General features: G+C 61.6%; 16 protein-coding genes. 9 read left to right on the top strand and 7 right to left on the bottom strand.

Annotation, left to right across the window (positions count from 1 at the left end):
- Nucleotides 1-23: 23 nt before the first annotated feature.
- On the bottom strand, nt 24-2,660 hold the full coding sequence (locus JNL55_RS04315; RefSeq protein WP_293849807.1) for a CHASE2 domain-containing serine/threonine-protein kinase: 2,637 nt from the start codon (nt 2,658-2,660) through the stop codon (nt 24-26).
- A gap of 238 nt (nt 2,661-2,898) precedes the next feature.
- Between JNL55_RS04315 and radA the strand changes: the two genes are divergently transcribed.
- Nucleotides 2,899-4,260 carry a DNA repair protein RadA gene (gene radA, locus JNL55_RS04310; protein WP_293849804.1) on the top strand — a complete coding sequence of 454 codons (1,362 nt, stop codon included), beginning with the start codon at nt 2,899-2,901 and terminating at the stop codon, nt 4,258-4,260.
- Here the strand turns inward: radA and JNL55_RS04305 are convergent.
- On the bottom strand, nt 4,243-5,127 hold the full coding sequence (locus JNL55_RS04305; protein WP_293849801.1) for a transporter associated domain-containing protein: 885 nt from the start codon (nt 5,125-5,127) through the stop codon (nt 4,243-4,245). The genes radA and JNL55_RS04305 overlap by 18 nt on opposite strands.
- Before the next feature lie 9 nt (nt 5,128-5,136).
- Nucleotides 5,137-5,946 (bottom strand): inner membrane protein YpjD, encoded by an 810-nt coding sequence (locus tag JNL55_RS04300; protein ID WP_293849799.1) that lies wholly within the window; start codon nt 5,944-5,946, stop codon nt 5,137-5,139.
- A 96-nt stretch (nt 5,947-6,042) separates the two neighbouring features.
- Here JNL55_RS04300 and ffh point away from each other — a divergent pair, with 96 nt between their 5' ends.
- From ffh to sppA, 7 genes are all read left to right on the top strand, one after another.
- Nucleotides 6,043-7,404: a signal recognition particle protein gene (ffh, locus tag JNL55_RS04295; RefSeq protein ID WP_293849796.1), complete on the top strand. Its 1,362-nt coding sequence runs from the start codon at nt 6,043-6,045 to the stop codon at nt 7,402-7,404.
- A 106-nt stretch (nt 7,405-7,510) separates the two neighbouring features.
- The gene (gene rpsP / locus JNL55_RS04290; RefSeq protein ID WP_293849793.1) at nt 7,511-7,768 is read left to right on the top strand and encodes a 30S ribosomal protein S16; all 258 of its coding nucleotides are present in this window, start codon (nt 7,511-7,513) and stop codon (nt 7,766-7,768) included.
- A 55-nt stretch (nt 7,769-7,823) separates the two neighbouring features.
- Nucleotides 7,824-8,351, top strand: coding sequence for a ribosome maturation factor RimM (gene rimM / locus JNL55_RS04285; protein WP_293849790.1), 528 nt, complete (start codon nt 7,824-7,826; stop codon nt 8,349-8,351).
- 11 nt (nt 8,352-8,362) lie between these two features.
- The gene (trmD, locus tag JNL55_RS04280; protein ID WP_293849787.1) at nt 8,363-9,127 is read left to right on the top strand and encodes a tRNA (guanosine(37)-N1)-methyltransferase TrmD; all 765 of its coding nucleotides are present in this window, start codon (nt 8,363-8,365) and stop codon (nt 9,125-9,127) included.
- A gap of 17 nt (nt 9,128-9,144) precedes the next feature.
- Nucleotides 9,145-9,486 (top strand): 50S ribosomal protein L19, encoded by a 342-nt coding sequence (gene rplS, locus JNL55_RS04275; protein WP_116808567.1) that lies wholly within the window; start codon nt 9,145-9,147, stop codon nt 9,484-9,486.
- A gap of 139 nt (nt 9,487-9,625) precedes the next feature.
- Nucleotides 9,626-10,750, top strand: coding sequence for a PQQ-dependent sugar dehydrogenase (locus JNL55_RS04270; RefSeq protein WP_293849781.1), 1,125 nt, complete (start codon nt 9,626-9,628; stop codon nt 10,748-10,750).
- 7 nt (nt 10,751-10,757) lie between these two features.
- On the top strand, nt 10,758-12,599 hold the full coding sequence (sppA, locus tag JNL55_RS04265; RefSeq protein WP_293849778.1) for a signal peptide peptidase SppA: 1,842 nt from the start codon (nt 10,758-10,760) through the stop codon (nt 12,597-12,599).
- Between the two features lie 60 nt (nt 12,600-12,659).
- On the opposite strand, the gene tdh is transcribed toward sppA, so the two are convergent.
- Entirely contained in the window at nt 12,660-13,691 is a 1,032-nt protein-coding gene (tdh, locus tag JNL55_RS04260) for an L-threonine 3-dehydrogenase (protein WP_293849774.1), read from the bottom strand.
- Nucleotides 13,692-13,721: 30 nt separating this feature from the next.
- Nucleotides 13,722-14,912, bottom strand: a complete 1,191-nt coding sequence (locus JNL55_RS04255; protein ID WP_293849771.1) for a glycine C-acetyltransferase — start codon at nt 14,910-14,912, stop codon at nt 13,722-13,724.
- 284 nt (nt 14,913-15,196) lie between these two features.
- On the opposite strand from JNL55_RS04255, the gene JNL55_RS04250 reads away from it, so the two are divergent.
- Complete coding sequence (locus JNL55_RS04250) at nt 15,197-17,833, top strand: TonB-dependent receptor (protein ID WP_293849768.1); 2,637 nt, start codon at nt 15,197-15,199, stop codon at nt 17,831-17,833.
- Nucleotides 17,834-17,874: 41 nt separating this feature from the next.
- On the opposite strand, the gene JNL55_RS04245 is transcribed toward JNL55_RS04250, so the two are convergent.
- Nucleotides 17,875-19,686, bottom strand: a complete 1,812-nt coding sequence (locus JNL55_RS04245) for a DUF885 domain-containing protein (RefSeq protein ID WP_293849765.1) — start codon at nt 19,684-19,686, stop codon at nt 17,875-17,877.
- Nucleotides 19,687-19,737: 51 nt separating this feature from the next.
- The coding region (glpD, locus tag JNL55_RS04240) for a glycerol-3-phosphate dehydrogenase (protein ID WP_293849762.1) at nt 19,738-21,158 on the bottom strand (1,421 nt) is incomplete at its 5' end.

Genomic DNA, 21,158 nt, shown 5'->3' with positions numbered 1-21,158 from the left:
CCCTGACAAGCCGCTGTTGGTGGTCAAGGTAGCAACCACTCGTGTTCGGCCTGGGCCGCGCTCTTTTCCGGCGGCCCGGCGAGGGCGCGCAAGGCCAGGGCCAGTTCGGCGCAAGTCACGTAACGATCGTCTGCCGATTTGGACAAGGCGCGGTCGATGATGGTTTCGATCTCCGGCGGCAAGTCGGGACGGATCATGCGGATCGGCGCATGCGGCTCGGTGGCGATTTTTTGCATCAGTCGCGGCATCGAGTCGGCGCGGAACGGCAGTTGACCGCACAGCAGTTGGTACAGGCTCACGCCGAGGGCGAATTGATCGGAGCGACCGTCGAGCGTGCGCCCTTCCAGCTGTTCCGGTGACATGAATGACGGTGTGCCCAGGACGATTCCGGTTTTGGTTCGGCTTGTATCGGTCAGGCGTGCAATTCCGAAGTCGGTGATCTTCAATTCATCCGTCTCGGGATTGAACATTATATTAGCTGGTTTGATATCGCGATGAACGACGTTCTGCCGGTGCGCATAGTGCAGAGCGTCCGCCACCCGGGCGACGAGCAGCATCACGTTTTTCGGCGGCAGCAACTGCTTCGAGTCGGTGTGGGTGCTCAGATGATGACCGCGCAGATACTCCATTGCGATGTACGCAAGGCCATTGTCTTCGCCCGCATCGTAGACCGTGACGATGGCCGGATGATTCAGCCGGCCGGCCATCTCGGCCTCGCGGAAGAAACGCGCCTTGGCTTCGACCAGGTCGTCCTCTTCGAACTCCTCGGCGAGCGGAATGGCCTTGATGGCCACCACGCGATTGATCTTCGGGTCGCGGCCTAGATACACGATGCCCATGGCACCTTTGCCGAGCTCGCGTTCGATTTCATAGCGGCCGAGGGTGCGCTTGGAGGAGGCGCGTGCCGGCGGCGGATAGTCGGGCAGATCGGGCACAGTTTGTTCGTGGTCTTTCAAATCGAGTGCCGGCCGCTGCGGCCGGATCGGTCGCGGCGGTTCGCGTTTCACCTGAGGTTGCGCAACCGGCGGCGGCAGGTCGCGGGCTATGTCGTGAGTCGAAGGCTCTTCACGCACGCGTGCGCGACGCATCTTCAGTTCGCGGTAATTCGGATCGCGCGTCGCGATGTAGGTGTACACCGCTGATGCTCGCGACAGCTGCGCGCGACGTTCGAAATCCATGCCGAGGTTGTAGAGCAGCTCCATCGTCGGCGCATCCAGCGCGCAGCGTTGATAGGTCTCGAAGGCCAGATCCAATTGGCCCTGCTTATGAAAGGTCTGGCCGAGCGAACGCAAATTCGCGCCGGGATCGAGCACGCCTTGCGCTCGGATGTTGGCGCGGCGGATCAACTCGCCGACCAGATACAAACCGTAGCCGGCAGCCAGCGCCAGGCACGGCAGTAATAAATGCAGCCAGGTTTGCGACGAACGCAACAACATGACTTCGGTGCCTGCCAACAGCACCATGAACAATACTGTGGTCATGCCGCCGATCGCGGCACCCATCGCCGGCAGCATGAAGGCTGCGTACAGCACCACCAGCGCGACCACACTCCATTCGATCGCCGGTGCATACGAGGGGCGAGCATACATCTGGCTGGCGAGCGAACTGGACACGGCGCTGGCCATGGCGATGACCGGCGGCGTGGCTTTGCTCGTCGGCGTCGCGAGGGCATCGTCCACGGTGTCGCTGTTCATCAAGCCGATCAGCACCACTTTGTCGCGCAGCTGGCCCTTCGGCACACCACCCGATAACACTTGCCAGTAGGGATATTGCTGAAATGCCTGCACGCCGCTCGCGGGGAAATATCGTGGCCGACTGTGCTCAGTGGAATCCAACGGCGTGCGTCGAGTTCCCAGGGTCAGCGCATTGCTGGAATGGAATGCCATTTCGTTTGGCGCGACGCCAAGGGCGCGACCTGCAATGACAGCAGCGAGTGACGGTACGAGACCGGTACCGACGCGCACGGCGGCCAGGTCGGTACGCACCACGCCATCGCTATCCGGTTGTATCTGCGTGTGGCCGATGCCGCTGGCCTCGGCGAGAAACACGGGCGCGGGCAACATGGAAATTTCGGCGCCAGCGGCACGGCGCAACACCGAAGGATCGGCACCAGGGGCGAAGCGCGCTGGAATTTGCTCGTCGGTCGAGGCCTTGTCATTGAGACGGATATGGACCGGCAACACTACATTGCCGTGCGAGGCCATGGCCCGGGCCAGGTGAGCATCCGGATCGCGGCCGCTGGCCGATTCGCCCAGCAGTTTGCGCAGCTGTCGGGCCTGATCGGAGTTACCCAGATTGCTGGACTCGAGCAGCGCCAGCGCAGCGCGTACCTTTTCGCGTTCGCTGGTGCGTCGTGCAGTGTCGAAGGGGACGGTGAAAGCGACGACGCGCGCGCCTTCCGCTTTCAGCTTATCGATGAGGCTGGCATGCACATCGCGCGGCCAGGGCCACTCGCCCAGCTGCGCCAGGCTGGCGTCGTCGATGGCGACGATGGCCACTTCGCGGGATGGTGCGACCTCGACCGAGGCCATCATGCGGTCGTAGACGGTGCGCTCCAGGGGCAACTCGGTGGGGGAGGAGACCCACTGACCCACGGCTACCGCCAGAGCTGCTGCCAGCCCGCCGGGAAGCCACGAGAATCGCGCCAGTTTTGCCGCCACGAAGGTTTACCGCCTAAAGCCTCAGAACCCAAGCCAAGCCGAGCCACTATCCTGTTGGTGCGGGACGAAAAGTGCGGCGCGAGTATAGCGAAGGACGATAGGTTAAATTGCCGGCGGCGTCACACCCGCGGCGCGCCCGTAGCGGCCATTGCATGGCCTGAAGCAAAGTCTCGGGCTCGGCGCTGCCGAACGGTTCACATCCATACCAAGTCGTCCCCTTTCCGGTCCCTCCAACAGCATGGCCAAAACCAAGGAAATCTTCGTCTGCGAGCAGTGTGGCAACGAGAGCCTGCAATGGCAGGGCATGTGCCCGTCGTGCGGTGCTGCCGACACGCTCAAGCGTATGAGTATTAGCCGTAGCTCGCGCAACGGCTCCGAGCGGCGGCCCTTGGCGGCAGGCACTGACCGACCGAAGCGGCTGGTCGATGTCACCGAGGCCAATGAGCCGCGCATCGCTACTGGATTGTCGGAACTGGATCGAGTGCTGGGCGGCGGACTGGTGTTGGGCTCGGTGACCTTGTTGGGCGGCGATCCCGGTATCGGCAAGTCGACGGTGCTGTTGCAAGCGGGCGATGCGCTGAGCCGTGCTACGCCGACGCTGTACGTGACCGGCGAAGAGTCGCTGCGCCAAGTGAGCTTGCGCGCGCGCCGGCTCGAAGTGGTGAGCGACACCTTGCAGCTGCTGGCCGAGACCAACGTCGAGACCATCATCGATCACGCGCAACAAAGCGGTGCGCGCGTGCTGGTCATCGACTCGATTCAAACCATGTTCGCCACCGACGTGGATTCGTCGCCTGGTTCGGCGACCCAGGTGCGCGAGTCCGCCGCGGCGCTGGTGCGCTTTGCTAAGTCATCGGGCGTGTCGGTGCTGATCATCGGCCACGTCACTAAAGAAGGCGTGATCGCCGGTCCGCGCATCCTCGAGCACATGGTGGACACGGTGCTGTATTTCGAGAGCGACGCCGGCAGTCGCTTCCGTTTGGTGCGCGCGGTGAAGAATCGATTTGGTGCGGCCAACGAAGTCGGTGTGTTCGCCATGACCGAGCAGGGTCTGCGCGAAGTGAAAAATCCGTCGGCGATTTTCTTGTCGCAACATCCGCAGCCGGTCGCGGGTAGCGCGGTGATGGTGGCGCGCGAAGGCAGCCGCCCGATGTTGATCGAAGTGCAATCGCTCACCGATGAAGCGCAGGGCATGAATCCGCGTCGCGTCGCTGTGGGGCTGGAAGCGAATCGACTGGCGTTGCTGTTGGCGGTGTTACATCGACACGGTGGCGTGTCGACCGCCGGGCGCGATGTGTTTCTCAATGTCGTCGGCGGTGTACGCATCACCGAGACGGCTGCGGATTTGCCGGCGGTGCTGGCCTCTGTTTCGAGCGTGCGAGACAAGCCGCTCGCACCTCGGCTGGTGTGCTTCGGCGAACTGGGGTTGGCAGGCGAAGTACGTCCGGTGCCCTATGGCGAGGAGCGGCTACGCGAAGCTGCGAAGCATGGCTTCGAACTCGCCGTCGTGCCGGAAGCAAACAAACCCCGTCGTGAGATCGAGGGGCTGCGGGTGATCGGCGTCGAGCGTCTGGACGAGGCGTTACGCAGCGCCTTTTGACGCGGCTTGCTCCAGCTGCAAGCCGATAGGCCGCACGCGCGCGGTCTTCACGCTGTTCTCGGCCGTCGACAGAATTTCGACCGACAGCGGGCCCAGCTTCAGGCCGGTGCCCGGATGCGGAATGGTTTCCAGATATTCCAGGATCAAGCCGTTCAAAGTGCGCGGGCCATCGGTGGGCAAGTCCCAGCCCAGGGTGCGATTCAACACTCGGATACTGATGGCGCCGTTGATGACGAAACTGCCGTCGGCTTCGCGATGAATGTCTTGATGGAGTGCACCCGGCGCGCTGGTGAAGTCGCCGACCACTTCTTCGAGAATATCCTCCAACGTCACCAGGCCGCGGATGTCGCCGTACTCATCGACGACCAGCGCGATGCGCCGGCGATCGCGTTGAAAGTTCAGCAACTGCACGCTGAGCGTGGTGCCTTCCGGAACGAAATAACCTTCGCGCTCGCGCGCCAGTTGTAACAATCGTTCGCGCGTCAGGTCGCTGCGTGCCAAGGCATGCGCGACCTTTTTCATGTGCAGAATGCCGATGATGTTGTCGAGATTGTTCTCGCACACCGGCAGTCGTGTGTGTGGCGTGGAGCGCAGGGTGTCGCTGATTGTGTCCCAGTCATCGGCGATGTCGATGCTCGCGATCTCACTGCGCGGGATCATGATGTCGTCGACCTTCATGGTGTCCAGGTCGAGCAACTTGTCGGTCAGGCGGCGGCGCGGGTTATCGGGTGTCCACTGCGTGGAATCAGAGCGCCGCGGTTTGGCGGGCGCACGCACCAAAGTGCGACCCACGAAGAATCCGACCAGTGCGGCGGCTAACACCGCGAGCACCATGACGGTCACCCATGCAACGGCATGCGGATTCAAATCCGGTTCCTAACCCCAGTGCCGACCCAGAATGGTCTCGAGCACGATTTTCGAGCCGAAATACGCCAAGCCGAGCAGCGCGAAGCCGCTCAGCGTCCAGTTCCTGGCGACGCGACCGCGCCAACCGAAACGCCAGCGGCCGAACAGCAGCACGGCGAACACGATCCAGGCCAGGCAGGACAGCACGGTCTTGTGGATCAAGTGCTGCGCGAACAGGTCGCGCACGAAAATGAAGCCACTGAAGAGGGCCAGCGTCAGGATGGCGAAGCCGGCGCCGAGCGCTTGGAAGGTCGCCGCTTCGAGCGCTTCCATCGACGGCAGGATGGTCAGCATGCCGAGCGGCTGGCGACTGCGCAGCCGGCGGTCGAGCAAGGCCAGCGCGATGGCCAATGCCACGGCGATGGTCAGCAATGCATAAGCCAAGGTCGAGAGCACGATGTGCGCGGCGATTTCCCAGGTCTGCTGTTCGACCGCATAACTGGAGTTGCCTTCGACCGTGGTAGCGGCGACCACGCCGGCAATGGCCATGAGCACGGAGCTGATGCCGGCGAAGCGCGGCCGCACCCAGGTCAGGATCAGTGCGATCAGGCCCGTGGGCCAGCCGATCAGCGAGGCGGTCTCGGCCACCGTGAATGCCAGCTCGGGCTTGGCGAACACGCTGCTCCAGAGCAGCGATGCATGCAGCGCCACGGCGATGGCCCCGAGTGCCAGCCCGGCGATACGACGACCGCGCGCGGCATTTTCATCGGCACGGTAGACGCTCGAGGCAAGCCATGCGGCGCAAGCCAAATAGCAAGCGAGAACGACGATGGACAGCACTGAGGTGGGGGGCTCAGATAAGGATGACGCCCCTAGGATAACGGATCGCCTAAACTAGAGCGTAACAACTCCCATTTACCGGTAGACCTCGAGACCATGTTCGACAAACTGACTGAACGCCTGCAAGGCGTCATGGAAAGCCTGCGCGGTCGCGGGCGCCTCACCGAGGAGAACATCGCCGACACCCTGCGCCAGGTGCGCATGGCGCTGCTGGAGGCGGACGTCGCCTTGCCGGTGGTGAAAACCTTCGTGGACGCCATCCGCGGCAAGGTGGTGGGTCAGGAGTTCGATAAAAGCCTGACGCCGGGTCAGATGCTGGTGAAGCTCATCCACGATGAGCTGATCGCGCTGATGGGCGCGGGCGTACGGCCACTGAACCTGCGCGCGCAGCCGCCGGTCGTCATCCTGCTCGCGGGCCTGCAAGGTGCGGGTAAAACCACCTCAGCCGGCAAGCTGGCCAAGTGGTTGAAGGAAAACGAGCGCAAGAAGGTGCTGCTGGCCAGTACCGACGTTTATCGCCCCGCTGCCATCCTGCAGCTGGAGCGGCTGGCCGCGCAGCTGGAGGTCGCGTTTTATCCGTCGGATCCCAAGAAGCCGGCGGTCACTCTGGCGAAAGAAGCCTTCGCCGAGGCCAAGCAGTCGCTGTATGACGTGCTGATCGTCGACACCGCCGGTCGGTTGCATGTCGACGACGAAATGATGGTCGAGATCCGCGAGATCGCCGGCGCCGTTTCGCCCACGGAAACGCTGTTCGTCGTCGACAGCATGGCCGGCCAAGACGCGGTAAACGCGGCCAAGGCGTTCGGCGCGGCACTGACGCTGACTGGCGTCGTGCTCACCAAGACTGACGGCGACGCGCGCGGTGGTGCCGCGCTGTCGGTACGGCAGATCACCGGTGCCCCCATTCTGTTCATGGGTACCGGCGAGAAGACCGATGCGCTGGAGCCTTTCCACGCCGAACGAGTCGCCTCGCGCATTCTCGGCATGGGCGACGTGTTGTCGCTGGTCGAGAAAGTCACCCAGAACGTCGATCGCGAGCAGGCCGAGAAGCTGGCCCGCAAGCTGAAGAAGGGCAAGGACTTCGACCTGGAGGACTTGCACGATCAGCTGCAGCAGGTCGAGAAGATGGGCGGCCTGAGCGCGCTCATGGACAAGCTGCCGGCGCAATTGGCCGGCAAAGCGGCGCAGATGCCCCAGGGCAACGAGAAGGAGATCAAGCGCCAGCTGGCCATGATCCGCTCCATGACCCCGGGTGAACGGCGCTACCCCAAGACCATCGACGCGTCCCGCAAGCGGCGCATCGCCGGCGGCTCCGGGGTGCATGTGTCGGAGATCAATAAGCTGCTGAAGAACCACCTGCAGATGCAGAAGATGATGAAGACGTTCTCCAAGGGGGGCGGCTTGCGGCGTCTGATGAGTGCCTTCGGCGGCGGTGGCGGCTTCCCGCGTCCCCAATAGGCAGCCCTTCCACTAATCACCTGTTTTCAGTATAGTTCGCGCCCTTTTCCGGGGCCCCTGCGCCCGGATGCCCGGCTATACGTATTGTTTTCGAGGCTTTAGCAGCATGGTCACGATCCGGCTCACCCGTCGCGGGGCGAAAAAGACGCCCTTCTATCACATCGTCGTCACGGACAGCCGTATGCGTCAGGGCGGTACTACCCTGGAACAGCTCGGGTTTTTCAACCCGATCCCGACCGGCAAGCAGCGCCGGCTGGAGCTGAAGCTGGATCGCGTCGACTACTGGGTCAGCAAGGGCGCCAAGCCGTCCGAGCGCGTGGCCGAGCTGGTCAAGAACCATCGCAAGCAGGCTGTCGCGGCCTGATTCAGGCTCGGCGGGGCGCCGCTCTCGATTTAGTTGACTGGGTTAGTAGTTGACTATGGGCGACGCGCAAGCGACGGAAGACCGTTGGGTGGTGCTGGGTAAAATCGGCGGCGCCTTCGGCGTGCAGGGTTGGGTGCGAATCACTTCGTACACCGACCCGCCCGACAATATTTTGGAATACGAACGCTGGCACCTGCGCCAAGCCGGGCAGTGGGCAGCGGTCGAAGTCGAAGACGGGCGGATGACCGCCAAAGGCGTGCAGGCGAAGCTCGCCGGTATCGACTCTCCGGAAGAGGCTCGGTTGCAGGTCGGCGTGGAGATCGCCGTACTGCGCAGTGAGCTGCCGCCGACGGCGCCCGGAGAGTTTTACTGGAGCGATTTGGAAGGCCTGGAAGCGCTGACCCCGAGCGGTGAATTGCTGGGGCGCGTGGATCACTTCCGCAGTACGCCGGGTGGCGATATCGCGGTGGTCCGGGGCACCAAGGAGCACTGGATCCCGTTCGTGAAGGATCGGATCGTCAAAGTTGACCTCGAGGCCAAGCGCATCGTGTTCGACTGGGGTGTGGACTGGCTGGACGACTGAGGCCGCGGATCATGCGCATCGAAGTGGTGACGCTGTTTCCGGAGTTCGTGGCCGAGGCAGTTCGAGTGGGTGTCTTGGGTCGCGCCATCGAGCGCGGCACGGTGGCAGTGAACGCCACGACCCCGCGCGAGTTTGCGATGGATGTGCATAAGACCGTCGACGACCGTCCTTACGGGGGCGGGCCGGGGATGGTGTTGAAGATCGAGCCGACGCGTACCTCGATTCGAGCCGCGAAGGCGCGACTGCCGGCTGGCAGCCGTAGCGTGTATCTCGCCGCCGATGGGGCGCCGCTGAGTCACGCGAAGGCGCAGGAGCTGGCGCAGTTGCCGGGCCTGCTGTTGCTGGCGGGACGCTACGAAGGCGTCGATGAGCGACTGATTCAGTCGGAGATCGACGAATGCGTGTCCATCGGCGACTACGTGTTGTCGGGCGGCGAGTTGCCGGCGCTGGTGTTGATCGACGCAGTGGTCCGGTTGCTACCGGGCGTGCTGGGTGACGAAGCCTCGGCGGTGGAAGACTCGTTCGTCGCCGGGCTGCTCGACTGGCCGCACTACACGCGGCCGGAAGTGTTCGAAGGGCAGGCGGTGCCTGCGGTGCTGGTCGGTGGCAATCATGCCGCGATTCGGCGCTGGCGAGAGCAACAGGCGCTCGGGCGCACCTGGCTGCGACGGCCTGACTTGATCGAGAAACTGGCGCTGACGGCTGAGCAGCAGCGCTTATTGAAAGAATTTTTGGCGGAGCGACTCGTTAGCGAGGGGACTTCGCCGCCGCTTTGATTACGGATGGGTACGACATGAACATCATCGAAAAGCTCGAGAGCGAAGCCATCGGCAAAGAGATTCCTGACTTCTCCCCCGGCGACACTGTCGTCGTGGAAGTGAAGGTCAAGGAAGGCGACCGCGAGCGCACGCAGGCCTATGAAGGCGTCGTGATTGCCCGTCGCAACCGCGGCTTCAACTCGTCTTTCACCGTGCGCAAGATTTCGCACGGCGAAGGCGTCGAGCGCGTGTTCCAGACCTACAGCCCGTCGATCGGCGCCATCACCGTGAAGCGTCGCGGTAACGTGCGTCGTGCCAAGCTGTACTACCTGCGCGACCTGACCGGTAAGGCAGCGCGCATCGAAGAGAAGGTCTAATAGACCCGGATTGCACGGCCGGCGTGGTGCAAAACTACACGCCGGCCTTCGATCCCGTCCGAGTTGGCTGCGCGTATCACGCGCGGCTAACGGCTTAGTCTCTCGCCTGGTTAAACTGTGTCTCCCTAGAGGAGACGCCATGCTCATCCCTCTCCGCCGCCTGCTGTTCAGCTTGCTCGCGACCTGTTGCGCGACGGCTGCGCTCGCGAGCCCCGCGACCGACAAGGTCCTCCAGAACGTTCGCTTGCCCGGCGGCTTTGAGCTCTCTGTCTATGCCGACAACGTGCCGGCTGCGCGCTCCATGGCGCTGGGCGCTCAAGGCACCTTGTTCGTCGGTACGCGCGGCACCACCGTTTATTCCATCAGTGGCACGCCCGGCACCGGGCTCAAGCCTACGGTGCGCGTGCTGGCCGATAAGTTGAACATGCCGAACGGCGTCGCCTTTCGCGACGGTGCGCTGTATGTCGCCGAGGTCAATCGGATCCTGCGCTACGACGGCATCGAGTCGTCGCTGGCCAATGTGCCGGCACCGAAAGTAGTGCGCGACGATTTGCCGAAAGATCGGCATCACGGGTGGAAGTACATCGCCTTCGGTCCCGACGGCAAGTTGTATGTGCCCATCGGCGCGCCCTGCAATGTTTGTAACGAACCGAAGTACGCCAGCATCACGCGCATGAATGCGGATGGCTCGGGCTACGAAGTGTTTGCTCGCGGAATTCGTAACACGGTGGGCTTCACCTGGCATCCCACCAGCAAAGAGTTGTGGTTCACCGATAACGGTCGCGATTATCTCGGTGACGATTCGCCGCCGTGCGAACTGAACGTGGCGCCGCGCGCCGGCCTCGACTTCGGCTTTCCTTACTGCCATGGCAAGGACACCAAGGATCCCGAGTTCGGCAAGTTGGGCGACTGCTCGAAGATGACGCCGCCGGTACAAACATTGGGGGCGCACGTGGCGCCGCTGGGCGTGAAGTTCTACACCGGCAGCGTGTTCCCGGAAAAATATCGTAACCAGGTGTTGATCGCCGAACATGGCTCGTGGAATCGCAGCCAGAAGAACGGTTATCGCATCACCCTGGTGCGTCTGGATACTCAGAACAACGGACACAAGGCTTTGAGCTACGAACAGTTCGCCACCGGCTTCAACCGCGGCGACGAAGTGTTCGGCCGTCCCGTCGACTTGCTGGTGCTGGAGGACGGCTCGATGCTGATCTCCGACGATACCGCCGGCGCCATTTACCGTCTGACCTACACTGCGACTTGATTCTTCCATGAAAGCGATCGCTGGCATTCTCGGTTTCATCTGGCGCGGCCTCGATGGGTTACGCAAAGTGCTGCACCTCATCGTGTTGCTGATCCTGTTCATGGTGATCGGCGCGGCCTTGTCGCCCAGCATCCCCATCGTGCCCAGCAAAGCGGCGTTGGTGCTCGCTCCGCAAGGGGCACTGGTCGAGCAGCTGTCCGGCGATCCGTTCGAACGCGCGGTCGCGGAAGCTTATGGACAGAGTCGTCCCGAAACATTGCTGCGCGATTTGGTCGACAGCGTCGATGCCGCGGCCAAGGACAAGCGCATCGAATTGATGGTGCTGGATCTGGGCGGCATGTCCGGCGGCGGCATCGCCAAGATGGAAGAGCTGGCGCAAGCCATTCAGCGCTTCCGTGCCGCGGGCAAAAAGGTATTCGCATTCGGCGAGAGCTACGACCAGGCGCAGTACTACCTCGCGGCGCAGGCCGATGAGATTTATCTGGATCCGCACGGCTTGGTGCTCATCGAAGGCTTCGGCTACTACCGCACCTTCCTCAAGGGTGTGATCGACAAGCTCGAGGTGGATGTGAACGTGTTCCGTGCCGGCAAGTTCAAGTCGTTCACGGATCAGTTCAGTCGCAGCGACATGTCCGAGCAGGAAGAACAAGAGAGCCTGGCTTGGTTGAATGCGCTGTGGGGCCAATATCAGGCCGGCGTGTCCAAGGCTCGTGGCTTCGTCGAAGACGGAGTGATTGCGGCCTACTCGAGCCAGTTCGCGGAAATCGCCAAGGCTCATCGCGGCGATCTGGCCGCGGCGGCGTTGGAAAAAAACCTGGTCACTGAATTGAAGTCGCGTCGCGAGTTCGAAGATCAGATCAAGGCGCTGGTCGGCGAAGACAAAGACGAGCACAGCTTCAAGGCCGTGATGCATTGGGATTATCACGCCGCGATTCGCTCCGGCCAGGCGCTGGAGATCGAAGGAGATCACATCGGCGTGGTGGTCGCTGCCGGTGAGATTCTGGACGGCCCGCAACCTCCGGGCACCATCGGCTCGGACTCGACGTCGCGGTTGCTGCGCGATGCGCTGTACGACGACGAAGTCAAAGCCGTGGTGCTGCGAATCGACAGCCCCGGCGGCAGCATGCTGGCCTCGGAAGTCATTCGTCGCGAAATCGATGCGCTACGCAAGGCAGGTAAACCGGTGATCGCTTCGATGAGCAGCATGGCGGCCTCGGGCGGTTACTACATCGCCATGGATGCCGATGAGATTTGGGCCAGTCCTGCGACGCTCACCGGTTCGATCGGTGTGTTCGCTGTGTTCCCGACCATCGAACGCACGCTGGAAAAATTCGGCGTCACTATCGACGGCGTGGGCACGACGCCGTATGCCGGCTCGTTGCGCTTGGATCGCACCTTGAACGACGGCGCCAAAGAAATCCTGCAGAACTCCATCGATCATGCGTACAGCGTGTTCGTGAACAACGTCGCCAGCGCGCGTGAGAAAACATTCGAAGACGTCGACGCGGTCGCGCAAGGTCGCGTCTGGGCCGGCGTGGACGCGGCTCAGAATGGCTTGGTCGACAAGCTCGGTTCTTACAAGGATGCGTTGGACTCAGCCGCGGAGCGCGCCGGTTTGGGTAAGGACTATAAAGTTCATTACATCGAGCCGCCGCTCGGTTGGCGCCAAGCCCTGGCCATGCGCTCGCAAGCACTGGCTGCTCGCATCACTCGCGCCCTGGTGCCGGAACATGAGTTGTTTGCTAACGCTCGTCGCATCCTCGCACCGCTGGAAAGCGAGCTGAAGCGCATGGCGCAGTTCAACGATCCGAAACAGGTTTATTACTACTGCGCCTGTTCGGCGCCCTGAATCGGCCTCTGAAATAAAAAGAGCCCCGCCGTGACGGCGGGGCTCTAGTGACTGTCTGGATCAGGCAGTTTCCCAATCCAGTACCACCTTGCCCGACTGACCCGCGCCCATGATTTCGAAGCCGCGCTGATAGTCCTTGATCGGCAGGCGATGGGTGATGATGGGGCGGATGTTCAAGCCGCTCTGGAGCATGGCCGCCATCTTGTACCAGGTCTCGAACATCTCACGGCCGTAGATGCCTTTGATGGTCAGGCCCTTGAACACCACTTCGTTCCAATCGATGGCGACTTCGCTGGACGGGATGCCCAGCATGGCAATGCTGCCGCCGTGATGCAGGGTGCGCAGCATGCTGCGGATGGCTGAAGGGTTGCCCGACATTTCCAGGCCGACGTCGAAGCCTTCCTGCATGCCCAGCTGTTTCATCGCGTCGTCCAGCGAGTCGCGTTGTACGTTCAACGCCAGCGTGGCGCCCATCTTGCGAGCCAGTTCCAGGCGATAGTCGTTCACGTCGGTAATCACGACGTTGCGAGCACCGACGAAGCGCGCGATGGCTGCGGCCATGATGCCAATCGGACCGGCACCGGTGATCAGCACGTCTTCGCCGACCAGGTCGAACGCGAGTGCGGTGTGCACGGCATTGCCCAGCGGATCCAGGATCGACGCGATTTCGTCGTCGATGACGGCGGGCAGCTTGAACGCGTTGAACGCAGGAATCACCACGTAATCGGCGAACGAACCCTGACGATTCACGCCCACGCCGAGCGTGTTACGGCAAAGATGCCGACGGCCGGCGCGACAGTTACGGCAGTAGCCGCAAGTGATGTGACCTTCGCCAGAGACGCGATCGCCGATCGCAAACCCGGATACTTCGCTGCCGATCTCCACGATCTCGCCGCTGTATTCGTGACCGACCGCCATCGGCACGGGAATGGTTTTCTGGGCCCACGCATCCCAGTTGTAGATGTGCATGTCGGTGCCGCAGATGGCAGTCCGCTTGATGCGGATCATCACATCGTTGGGTCCCACCGTGGGTTTGGGAATCTCCTGTAACTCGATACCGACAGCAGCATGGGCTTTGACTAGTGCGCGCATGGTTATTCGTTTGCTCTGAAGTTGAATGAATTATCGAATGACGCCGAGTTCCTTGCCTACTGTGGTGAATGCAGCGACGGCCTTGTCCAGCTGCTGGGTGGTATGCGCCGCGGACATTTGCGTGCGAATGCGCGCCTTGCCGTGCGGGACCACCGGGAAAGAGAAACCGATGACATAAACGCCATGATCGAGCAGGCGCTGGGCAAACTCGGACGCGACCTTGGCATCGCCGAGCATGACCGGAATGATGGGGTGCTCGCCGGGCACCAGGTTGAAGCCGGCGTCCGTCATGCCTTTGCGGAAGTGAGCTGCATTCTCACGCAGTTTCACGCGTAGCTGGTCATCAGCCTCGAGCAGGTCGATCACTCGCAAGCTGGCCGCCGCGATGAATGGCGGAATGCTGTTGGAGAACAAATAAGGTCGCGAGCGTTGCCGCAGCCAGGCGATGATTTCTTTGCGACCCGACGTGTAGCCGCCAGCAGCGCCGCCCAATGCTTTGCCGAGCGTGCCGGTGATGATGTCCACGCGATCCATTACGCCACGCAACTCGTGTGTGCCGCGACCCTTGTCGCCGATGAAACCCACAGAGTGCGAATCGTCCACCATGACAAGTGCGTCGTATCGATCCGCTAAGTCGCAAATTTCCTGCAAGCGTGCGATCACGCCGTCCATGGAGAACACGCCGTCCGTGGCGATCAAGCGCACACGGGCGTTGGCGGCTTCTTTGAGTCGCGTTTCCAGTTCATCCAGATCGTTGTTGGCATAACGGAAGCGCTGCGCTTTGCACAGGCGGATACCGTCGATGATGCTGGCGTGATTCAGCGAGTCGCTGATCACTGCGTCCTGCTCGTCCAGCAAGGTTTCGAACAAGCCGCCGTTGGCGTCGAAGCAGGAGGAATACAGAATCGTGTCGTCGGTGCCCAGAAAGCGGCTCAGGCGCTCTTCCAGGTCCTTATGGATTTGATGGGTGCCGCAGATGAAGCGCACCGAGGCCATGCCATAGCCATAACGATCCAGCGCCAGTCGCGCTGCCTCGCGCACCGACGCGTGGTTCGCCAGGCCTAAATAATTGTTGGCGCAAAGATTCAGCACTTCGTTGCCGCCGACCACGCGCACTGAAGCGCTTTGCGGAGTGCTAAGTATGCGTTCTGGTTTGAACAGACCTTGGGTCCGCAGCTGTTCAGTCTCGGCCGTCAGCCGTTGCAGAAAATCACGCTTCACAATCAAGACCTCGCTACGCCGCGCCCCTCGAAGAAGGCGCGGATTGTGCCACTGTGCGGATGACGGCTAGCAGGTCAGCTAGGTTCCGCAGCTTGGAGTACAGCTCATAGAAGGGCCAGTACAGTTCCGTGCAGCGGCATTAATCGGACATATTGCGTTGCCAGGGGTAAATTTTTATTCTCGGTATGGCTACAGACGACCACGCTACTGACCAGCCCAAAGGGATTTATCGGTTCCACATATAACTAGTAATCGGCTGCCGCGGCAGTCCGACGGGGGTTCTCATGAAGATGCAACAGCGAGGGATGCTGTCCGTCATGGGCGGCCTGTTGTGCGTGAGTGGGATGACGAACGCACAGGAAGTCAGCAATAGAACACTGGAAGAAGTCGTAGTCACTGCCGAGAAGCGCGAACAAACGTTACTGGAAGTACCCGTTGCCGTTTCCGCCTACACCAGCGCCCGCCGAGATCTGATCGGCGTCAACACAATAGAAGACGTGGCGCGCATCACGCCCAGCTTGAGCTATACCAACAACGATCGACTATCGATTCGCGGCTTCGGCCGTCTCACCAATAACATCGGCACTGACCCTTCGGTGGCGTTGTATTCCGATGGCATTTTTTCCACGTCCATGGCGGACACTTCGACGCCGTCGTTGTTCATCGATCGCACCGAAATCCTGCGCGGCCCGCAGGGCACTTTGTACGGTCGCAATTCCATCGGCGGCACACTCAACGTCATTGCCAAACGACCGACCAAGGAATTCAACGGCGAGGTTCGCGGTACTTTCGGCAACTACGGCAGTTGGCGCACCGATGCACTGTTGCGCGGCCCGTTGACTGAGTCGTTACGTTTTTTGATCGGCGGCTCCAAGGATCGACGCGAGCAAGGCTTCATCAACAACATCGGCACCGGCGGCGACACCGCCGACAGCGATCGCTGGATGGTCGAAGCGCAGCTCGAAGCGGACCTGGGTGAGCGAGTGGTCGCGCGGCTGAGGTATTCGAAGTTCGAGTGGCAGGATAGTTACGGAGTGGGCAACACGCTCGGCAGCACCATTTCCGCGTTCAACAACATTTCGTTGTCCGGAACCGGCAGCTCGGCGTTGTACTACAACAGCGTGTTTGGCTATGGCGGTGTGAATCCAAGCGTGGCCGATCCCTACACCATCAACACCAACTCACCGTCCCAAGGCACGCTACACGATCAGCATCGAGTCCACTTGGATGTGACGGCGGACTTCGAGGGTGCCACGCTGAAGTTGTTGTCCGGTTATCAGCAGTACGCCTATTTCACGTCATCGGACAGCGACAACACGCCGCGAACTGCGCCATTCAACGTTCCAGTGCCATCGAGCGGAACGTTGTCCATCGATCTGGACGGTGCGGCGGGACCGTTGCCTAGCCAGACCATTGCTCGTCCTGCATTCACCGCATTGAACGTCACTCCCGATGCACGGACTTATTATCGCGAGTATCAGCAGTGGCAATCGAATGAGTTGAATCTTGCCTCGAACGGCGACGGCGCTGTGCAATGGATCGTGGGGTTGTATCAATACAGCCAGAAATGGGACCAGCCGCAGGGCATCGCGGTGGTCGGCGACAACGCCATCATGAATCCGCTGGGCGCGGCGGCGAATCCGAGCGGCGCGTTTCTAGCAGTCGACGGCCATTTGGAAACCGATTCGTACGCTGGTTTCGGCCAGGTCGATTGGTCGTTTGCCAAGGCCTGGACATTAACCATGGGCTTGCGTTACACCGAAGATAAAAAGACTGGCATCGACAGTGCTCGTTACGTGGCTCGCACGCCTGGGACTGCGATTGCCGCGGCCGACGCGCAAGGCACGCTCGAGAGCATCATCATCGGCTTGTTTCCTGTCGGTACGCCGCTCGCGTACATACAAACGCAAGTGCCAATCATCGCGCCGCTGATTGCTCCAGCAGTGCTGGCGCAAACGCAGGCGCTGGCGTTGGATGTAACACAGAGCCAGGTCTGCGGTGCCACTGCCTGTTCGCCGGATCTGACGGCGAATCCCGGTGGCGGCTTGCGGCGTAGCCTCGCTGGCAATTGGGATGCGGTGACTGGTACCACGGGTCTGCAGTGGGAGCCCAACGACGATACGAATGTGTATCTGCGTTACAGCCGCGGCTACAAGTCGGGCGGCTGGTTGGGCTCCAACGGTCTCACGCCCAATCCGTATGCCGACCCTGAGTACGTCGACTCATACGAACTAGGCATCAAGACCGTGCTCGCGGATCAGCTGCAAGTGAATACCGCGGTGTTCTATAGCGACTACGACGGGTTCCAAACGCCGCTGACGGTGTCGCTCGGTACGATTACGGCCGCACGCTTTCTCAACTTGCAGGCTCGCGTGCAAGGCGTGGAAGTGGAGGCGAGTTGGTCGCCTATAAATCGATTGCAGCTGATGGCCAGCTACTCGTATCTGGACGCCAAGATCACCGACGGCTGCTGTTTCGTCGACAACGCCGATCCCACCGGCCTGACGGCGGGCGCTCGTCGCACTAGCACGTTGCCCAACGGTGACGTGGCGCAGACCTTGGTCGGCAATCGCCTGCCGTTGTCGCCCAAGAACAAGTGGACGGTAGGTGCGAACTACACGTGGAGATTCACGCCGGGCTCGTTCACGGTCAGCGGCATGTACACCGACACGGGCGATCAGCAATCGACCATTTGGAACAATCCAATCTATACGGCGCCATCGTTCGAGATCGCAGACTTTCGTTTGTTATGGAATGACGCGGAGAATCGCTACACCGTCATCGGTTTCGTCAAGAACGCGCTCGACGAAATCGGTTATGGCAGTTCCACGGGCAGTTCGCCGACGCCCATCGGGTCGCGGCGCTCAGTGTCGCTGACGTATCCGCGAACCTATGGAATGGAGTTGCAGTATCGGTTCTAGCGCCCATTCAGATGAACTAGGCAGACAGGCTGCGTCCGTGCTCAAGCGGACGCGGTCTGGCTCCACTGATCCACCGCTGAGTGCAGCACATCGATGGGCACGGGGCCGGATCGCAGCACCAGGTCGTGAAATGCGCGCACATCGAAGCGCGAGCCCATCCGTTGACGAGCCCGCTCACGAGCGGCACGAATCTCAGTTGCGCCTACCATGAAGCTGCAAGCCTGGCCGGGATACACGCAGTAACGATCGATCTCGCGTTCGGCGGCCATCTGTCGCTCGCCCGCGTTCTCAACCATCCATTTGACGGCTTGCTCGCGCGTCCAGCGATGATGATGAATGCCAGTGTCGACGACGATGCGCGCGGCACGGAACAGCTCCGATTGCAGCAGTCCGATGCGCCCAGCTGGATTGCTGTCATAGATGCCGAGCTCGTCAGCCACACGCTCGGCATAAAGCGCCCAGCCTTCGGTGTACGCAGAGAAACGCACCAGCCGGCGGAACAGCGACAACTCTCCAGCCGCGCGTAGCACGCTGAATTGGAAGTGATGTCCGGGAATGCCTTCGTGATGTGCCAGCGTCGGCAAGCGCCATAACGGCAGCTCGGCCGGCGACTTCAGATTCAATGAGAACGTGCCGGGCTGGCCGCCGACGCCATCGCTGTAGAACGCGCCGGGCGCGCCATTCTCGATGGCCACCGGAATGCGCTTCACCAGTAACTCATCCTTGGGGATGGTCTGGAACCCTTTCGGCAGCAGCGCGCGAATCGCAGCGATCATGTCGCTCGCCGCGGCCAACAGTTGCTCGCGACCGGCATCGTTCTCCGGCACCAGGAAGCGAGCATCGGCATCTAGTGCTTTGACGCGCTCAGCGACTGATCCGGTTTTCAGTCCTTGCTGCTGCAAGCCGCGGTCTAGTTGCGCTGTGATATCGGCGACCAGTTGCAGACCGCGCTGATGCAGTTCACCAGGGGCGATGCTGGTCGTGGTGTTCGAGCGAACGGAGCTTGCGTAGTAGGCGTCACCGTCGGGCAGCGCCCAGACGCCAGCGGCAGTCTTAGCCTTTGGCGATAACGACTGCAGCGCTTGAATCTGACGATCAAGGGCTGGCGCAATGTTGGCTCGGAATATCTGTTCGGCTCGCGTACCAACGTCGCCAAGCTTCTTGGCTTTGGCGCGTTCCATGGCCGGCGCGATCATGGCCGTCTGTGTTGGTTTGGCCTGTCGCAGCGTTTGAATCTGCGCGATGGTGCGAGTGATGACGAAACTCGGCGGAATCACGCCGATGCCGGCGTCGTGCCGAATGCGTTCGGTCTCCTGATCCAACGCGCGACCCAGCGCCGTCAACCGCGAGTAGTACGCGTCAACATCCTGCGCCGACTCGAGCGGATGACGCGATCCTAGAAACTCCGGCAACCAATAATAGGTGCCGTTCATCTGGCTGACCGGATACGGGCTGGGTCGCAGGTTGATGTCGACCATGCCGTAACGCGCCGTCAATTCCTTCAGCGTCGAGTACACGAACACCGCAGTGTCGTAGTCGAGCTTGGCGGCTGCATCGAGTGTGGTTCGGTCGATGCGGCTCAGCTCGCTCAATGCTCGCGCTGATGACTCGCGGTCTTTGGCCGATGCACTCAGCGAGCGATCGTCGAGTTGCGAACGTAAGTTCGCATGCTTGCCGACATCGAATTCATTGCCGGTGGCTTCTTCCGGGCTACGACGCAGATAGTCTTCTGCTAGTCGTTGCAATAGCGCGGCGAGTGCAGTGGCAGGGGCATCGGCAGCGAATGCCGGCAGCCCGCTAAAGGCTGCTAGGCCGGCTCCGACAGCGGTGCGGATGAGCGTGCGGCGGTTCATGCGCGCGCCAGCTTACCGGAGTTACGGTAACGCTGGCCATGCGTGGTCTGCTCAAGTTTGTTGCGAATCGAACAACCGCGCGACGCGACGCCGTTCCTGGGCGTTCAAGTGCAAGCCGATCTTGGTTCGGCGCCAAAGCACGTCGTCGCCGCTACGCGCCCATTCGTAGGCGACCAGATAGTCGATCTCGGCTTGTGTCAGTCCGCCGCCGTAGTGTTCGCCGAGATCCAGCATGGCCCGTGCCTTGCCGAGAATTTTTTCCACTCGAGTGCCATACGCATGCGAGAGTCGCTGTGCCAGCGCAGGCGGTAAGAATGACCAACGCTTCTGTACGCCCGCCGCGAACGAGGCGAAGTCGGCGCGTGGCAAATCGCCGCCCGGCAGTGCAGCTTTGTCGGTCCAGTCGCGCTCGCTACTGTTCAAGTGTGGCTGCAACTTTTCCAGAGCGCTTTCGGCGAGCCGTCGATAGGTGGTGATCTTACCGCCGAACACCGAGAGCAGCGGCGGCGCGTCGCGCGTCGTCTCGGTCAGTTCGAGTCGATAGTCGCGCGTGACTTTGGATGCGTTAGAAGCTTCGTCATCTGACAGCGGCCGCACGCCGGCATAACTCCACTTCACATCGGCCGGCGCGATGTGTTTACGAAAGTAATTATTGACGGTGGCGCATAGATACAAAACTTCATCGGGCGAGATGCCGACCTTGGAGGCATCGCCGGTGAAGGGCACATCGGTGGTGCCGACCAGCGTGAACTGATCTTGATAGGGAATGGTGAACACGATGCGGCTGTCAGGGTTCTGTAGCATGAACGCGTGTTCGCCGGTGTAGAGTCGCGGCACCACGATGTGACTGCCCTTGACGAGTCGCACCTGCGCGCCGACCTCCATTTCGGGAAAGCCGCTGAGTACATTTTTGACCCATGGCCCGGCGGCGTTGACGATGGCGCGCGCCCGCACCTGACTGGTTTCGTTGGTTTTAAGATCCAGTATCTTCGCCAGCCATTGCGAGCCTTCCACCTCGGCCGAGACAAAGCGGGTCCGGGTGCGAATCGACGCGCCGCGCGCGGCTGCATCGAGCGCGTTCAGAACCACGAGCCGGCTGTCATCCACCCAGCAATCGGAATAGGCGAAGCCATGATCCAAGCCAGGCCGGAGCGCCCCATAGTCACCGTGCGCTAACCGCACGCTACGGGACGCGGGCAGGATCTTTCGACCGCCGATATGATCGTAAAAAAACAATCCCAGGCGCATCAGCCACCGCGGCCGTAATTCAGGCACGTGCGGCAGAATGAATTGCATGGGCTGGATGATGTGGGGCGCGATGCGCAGCAGGCGTTCGCGCTCGATCAGCGCTTCACGGACCAGCCGGAACTCGAAAAACTCCAGATAACGCAGCCCGCCGTGAATCAATTTGGTGCTGGCCGAGGAGGTTGCCGAAGCAAGGTCGGCCTGTTCCACCAGCATGACTTTGAGAC

The sequence above is a fragment of the Steroidobacter sp. genome (assembly GCF_016790065.1).
Taxonomy (GTDB): Bacteria; Pseudomonadota; Gammaproteobacteria; order Steroidobacterales; family Steroidobacteraceae; genus Steroidobacter.
Note: the sequence above shows the minus strand (reverse complement) of the source record. Positions and strands in the feature narration are given on the sequence as shown.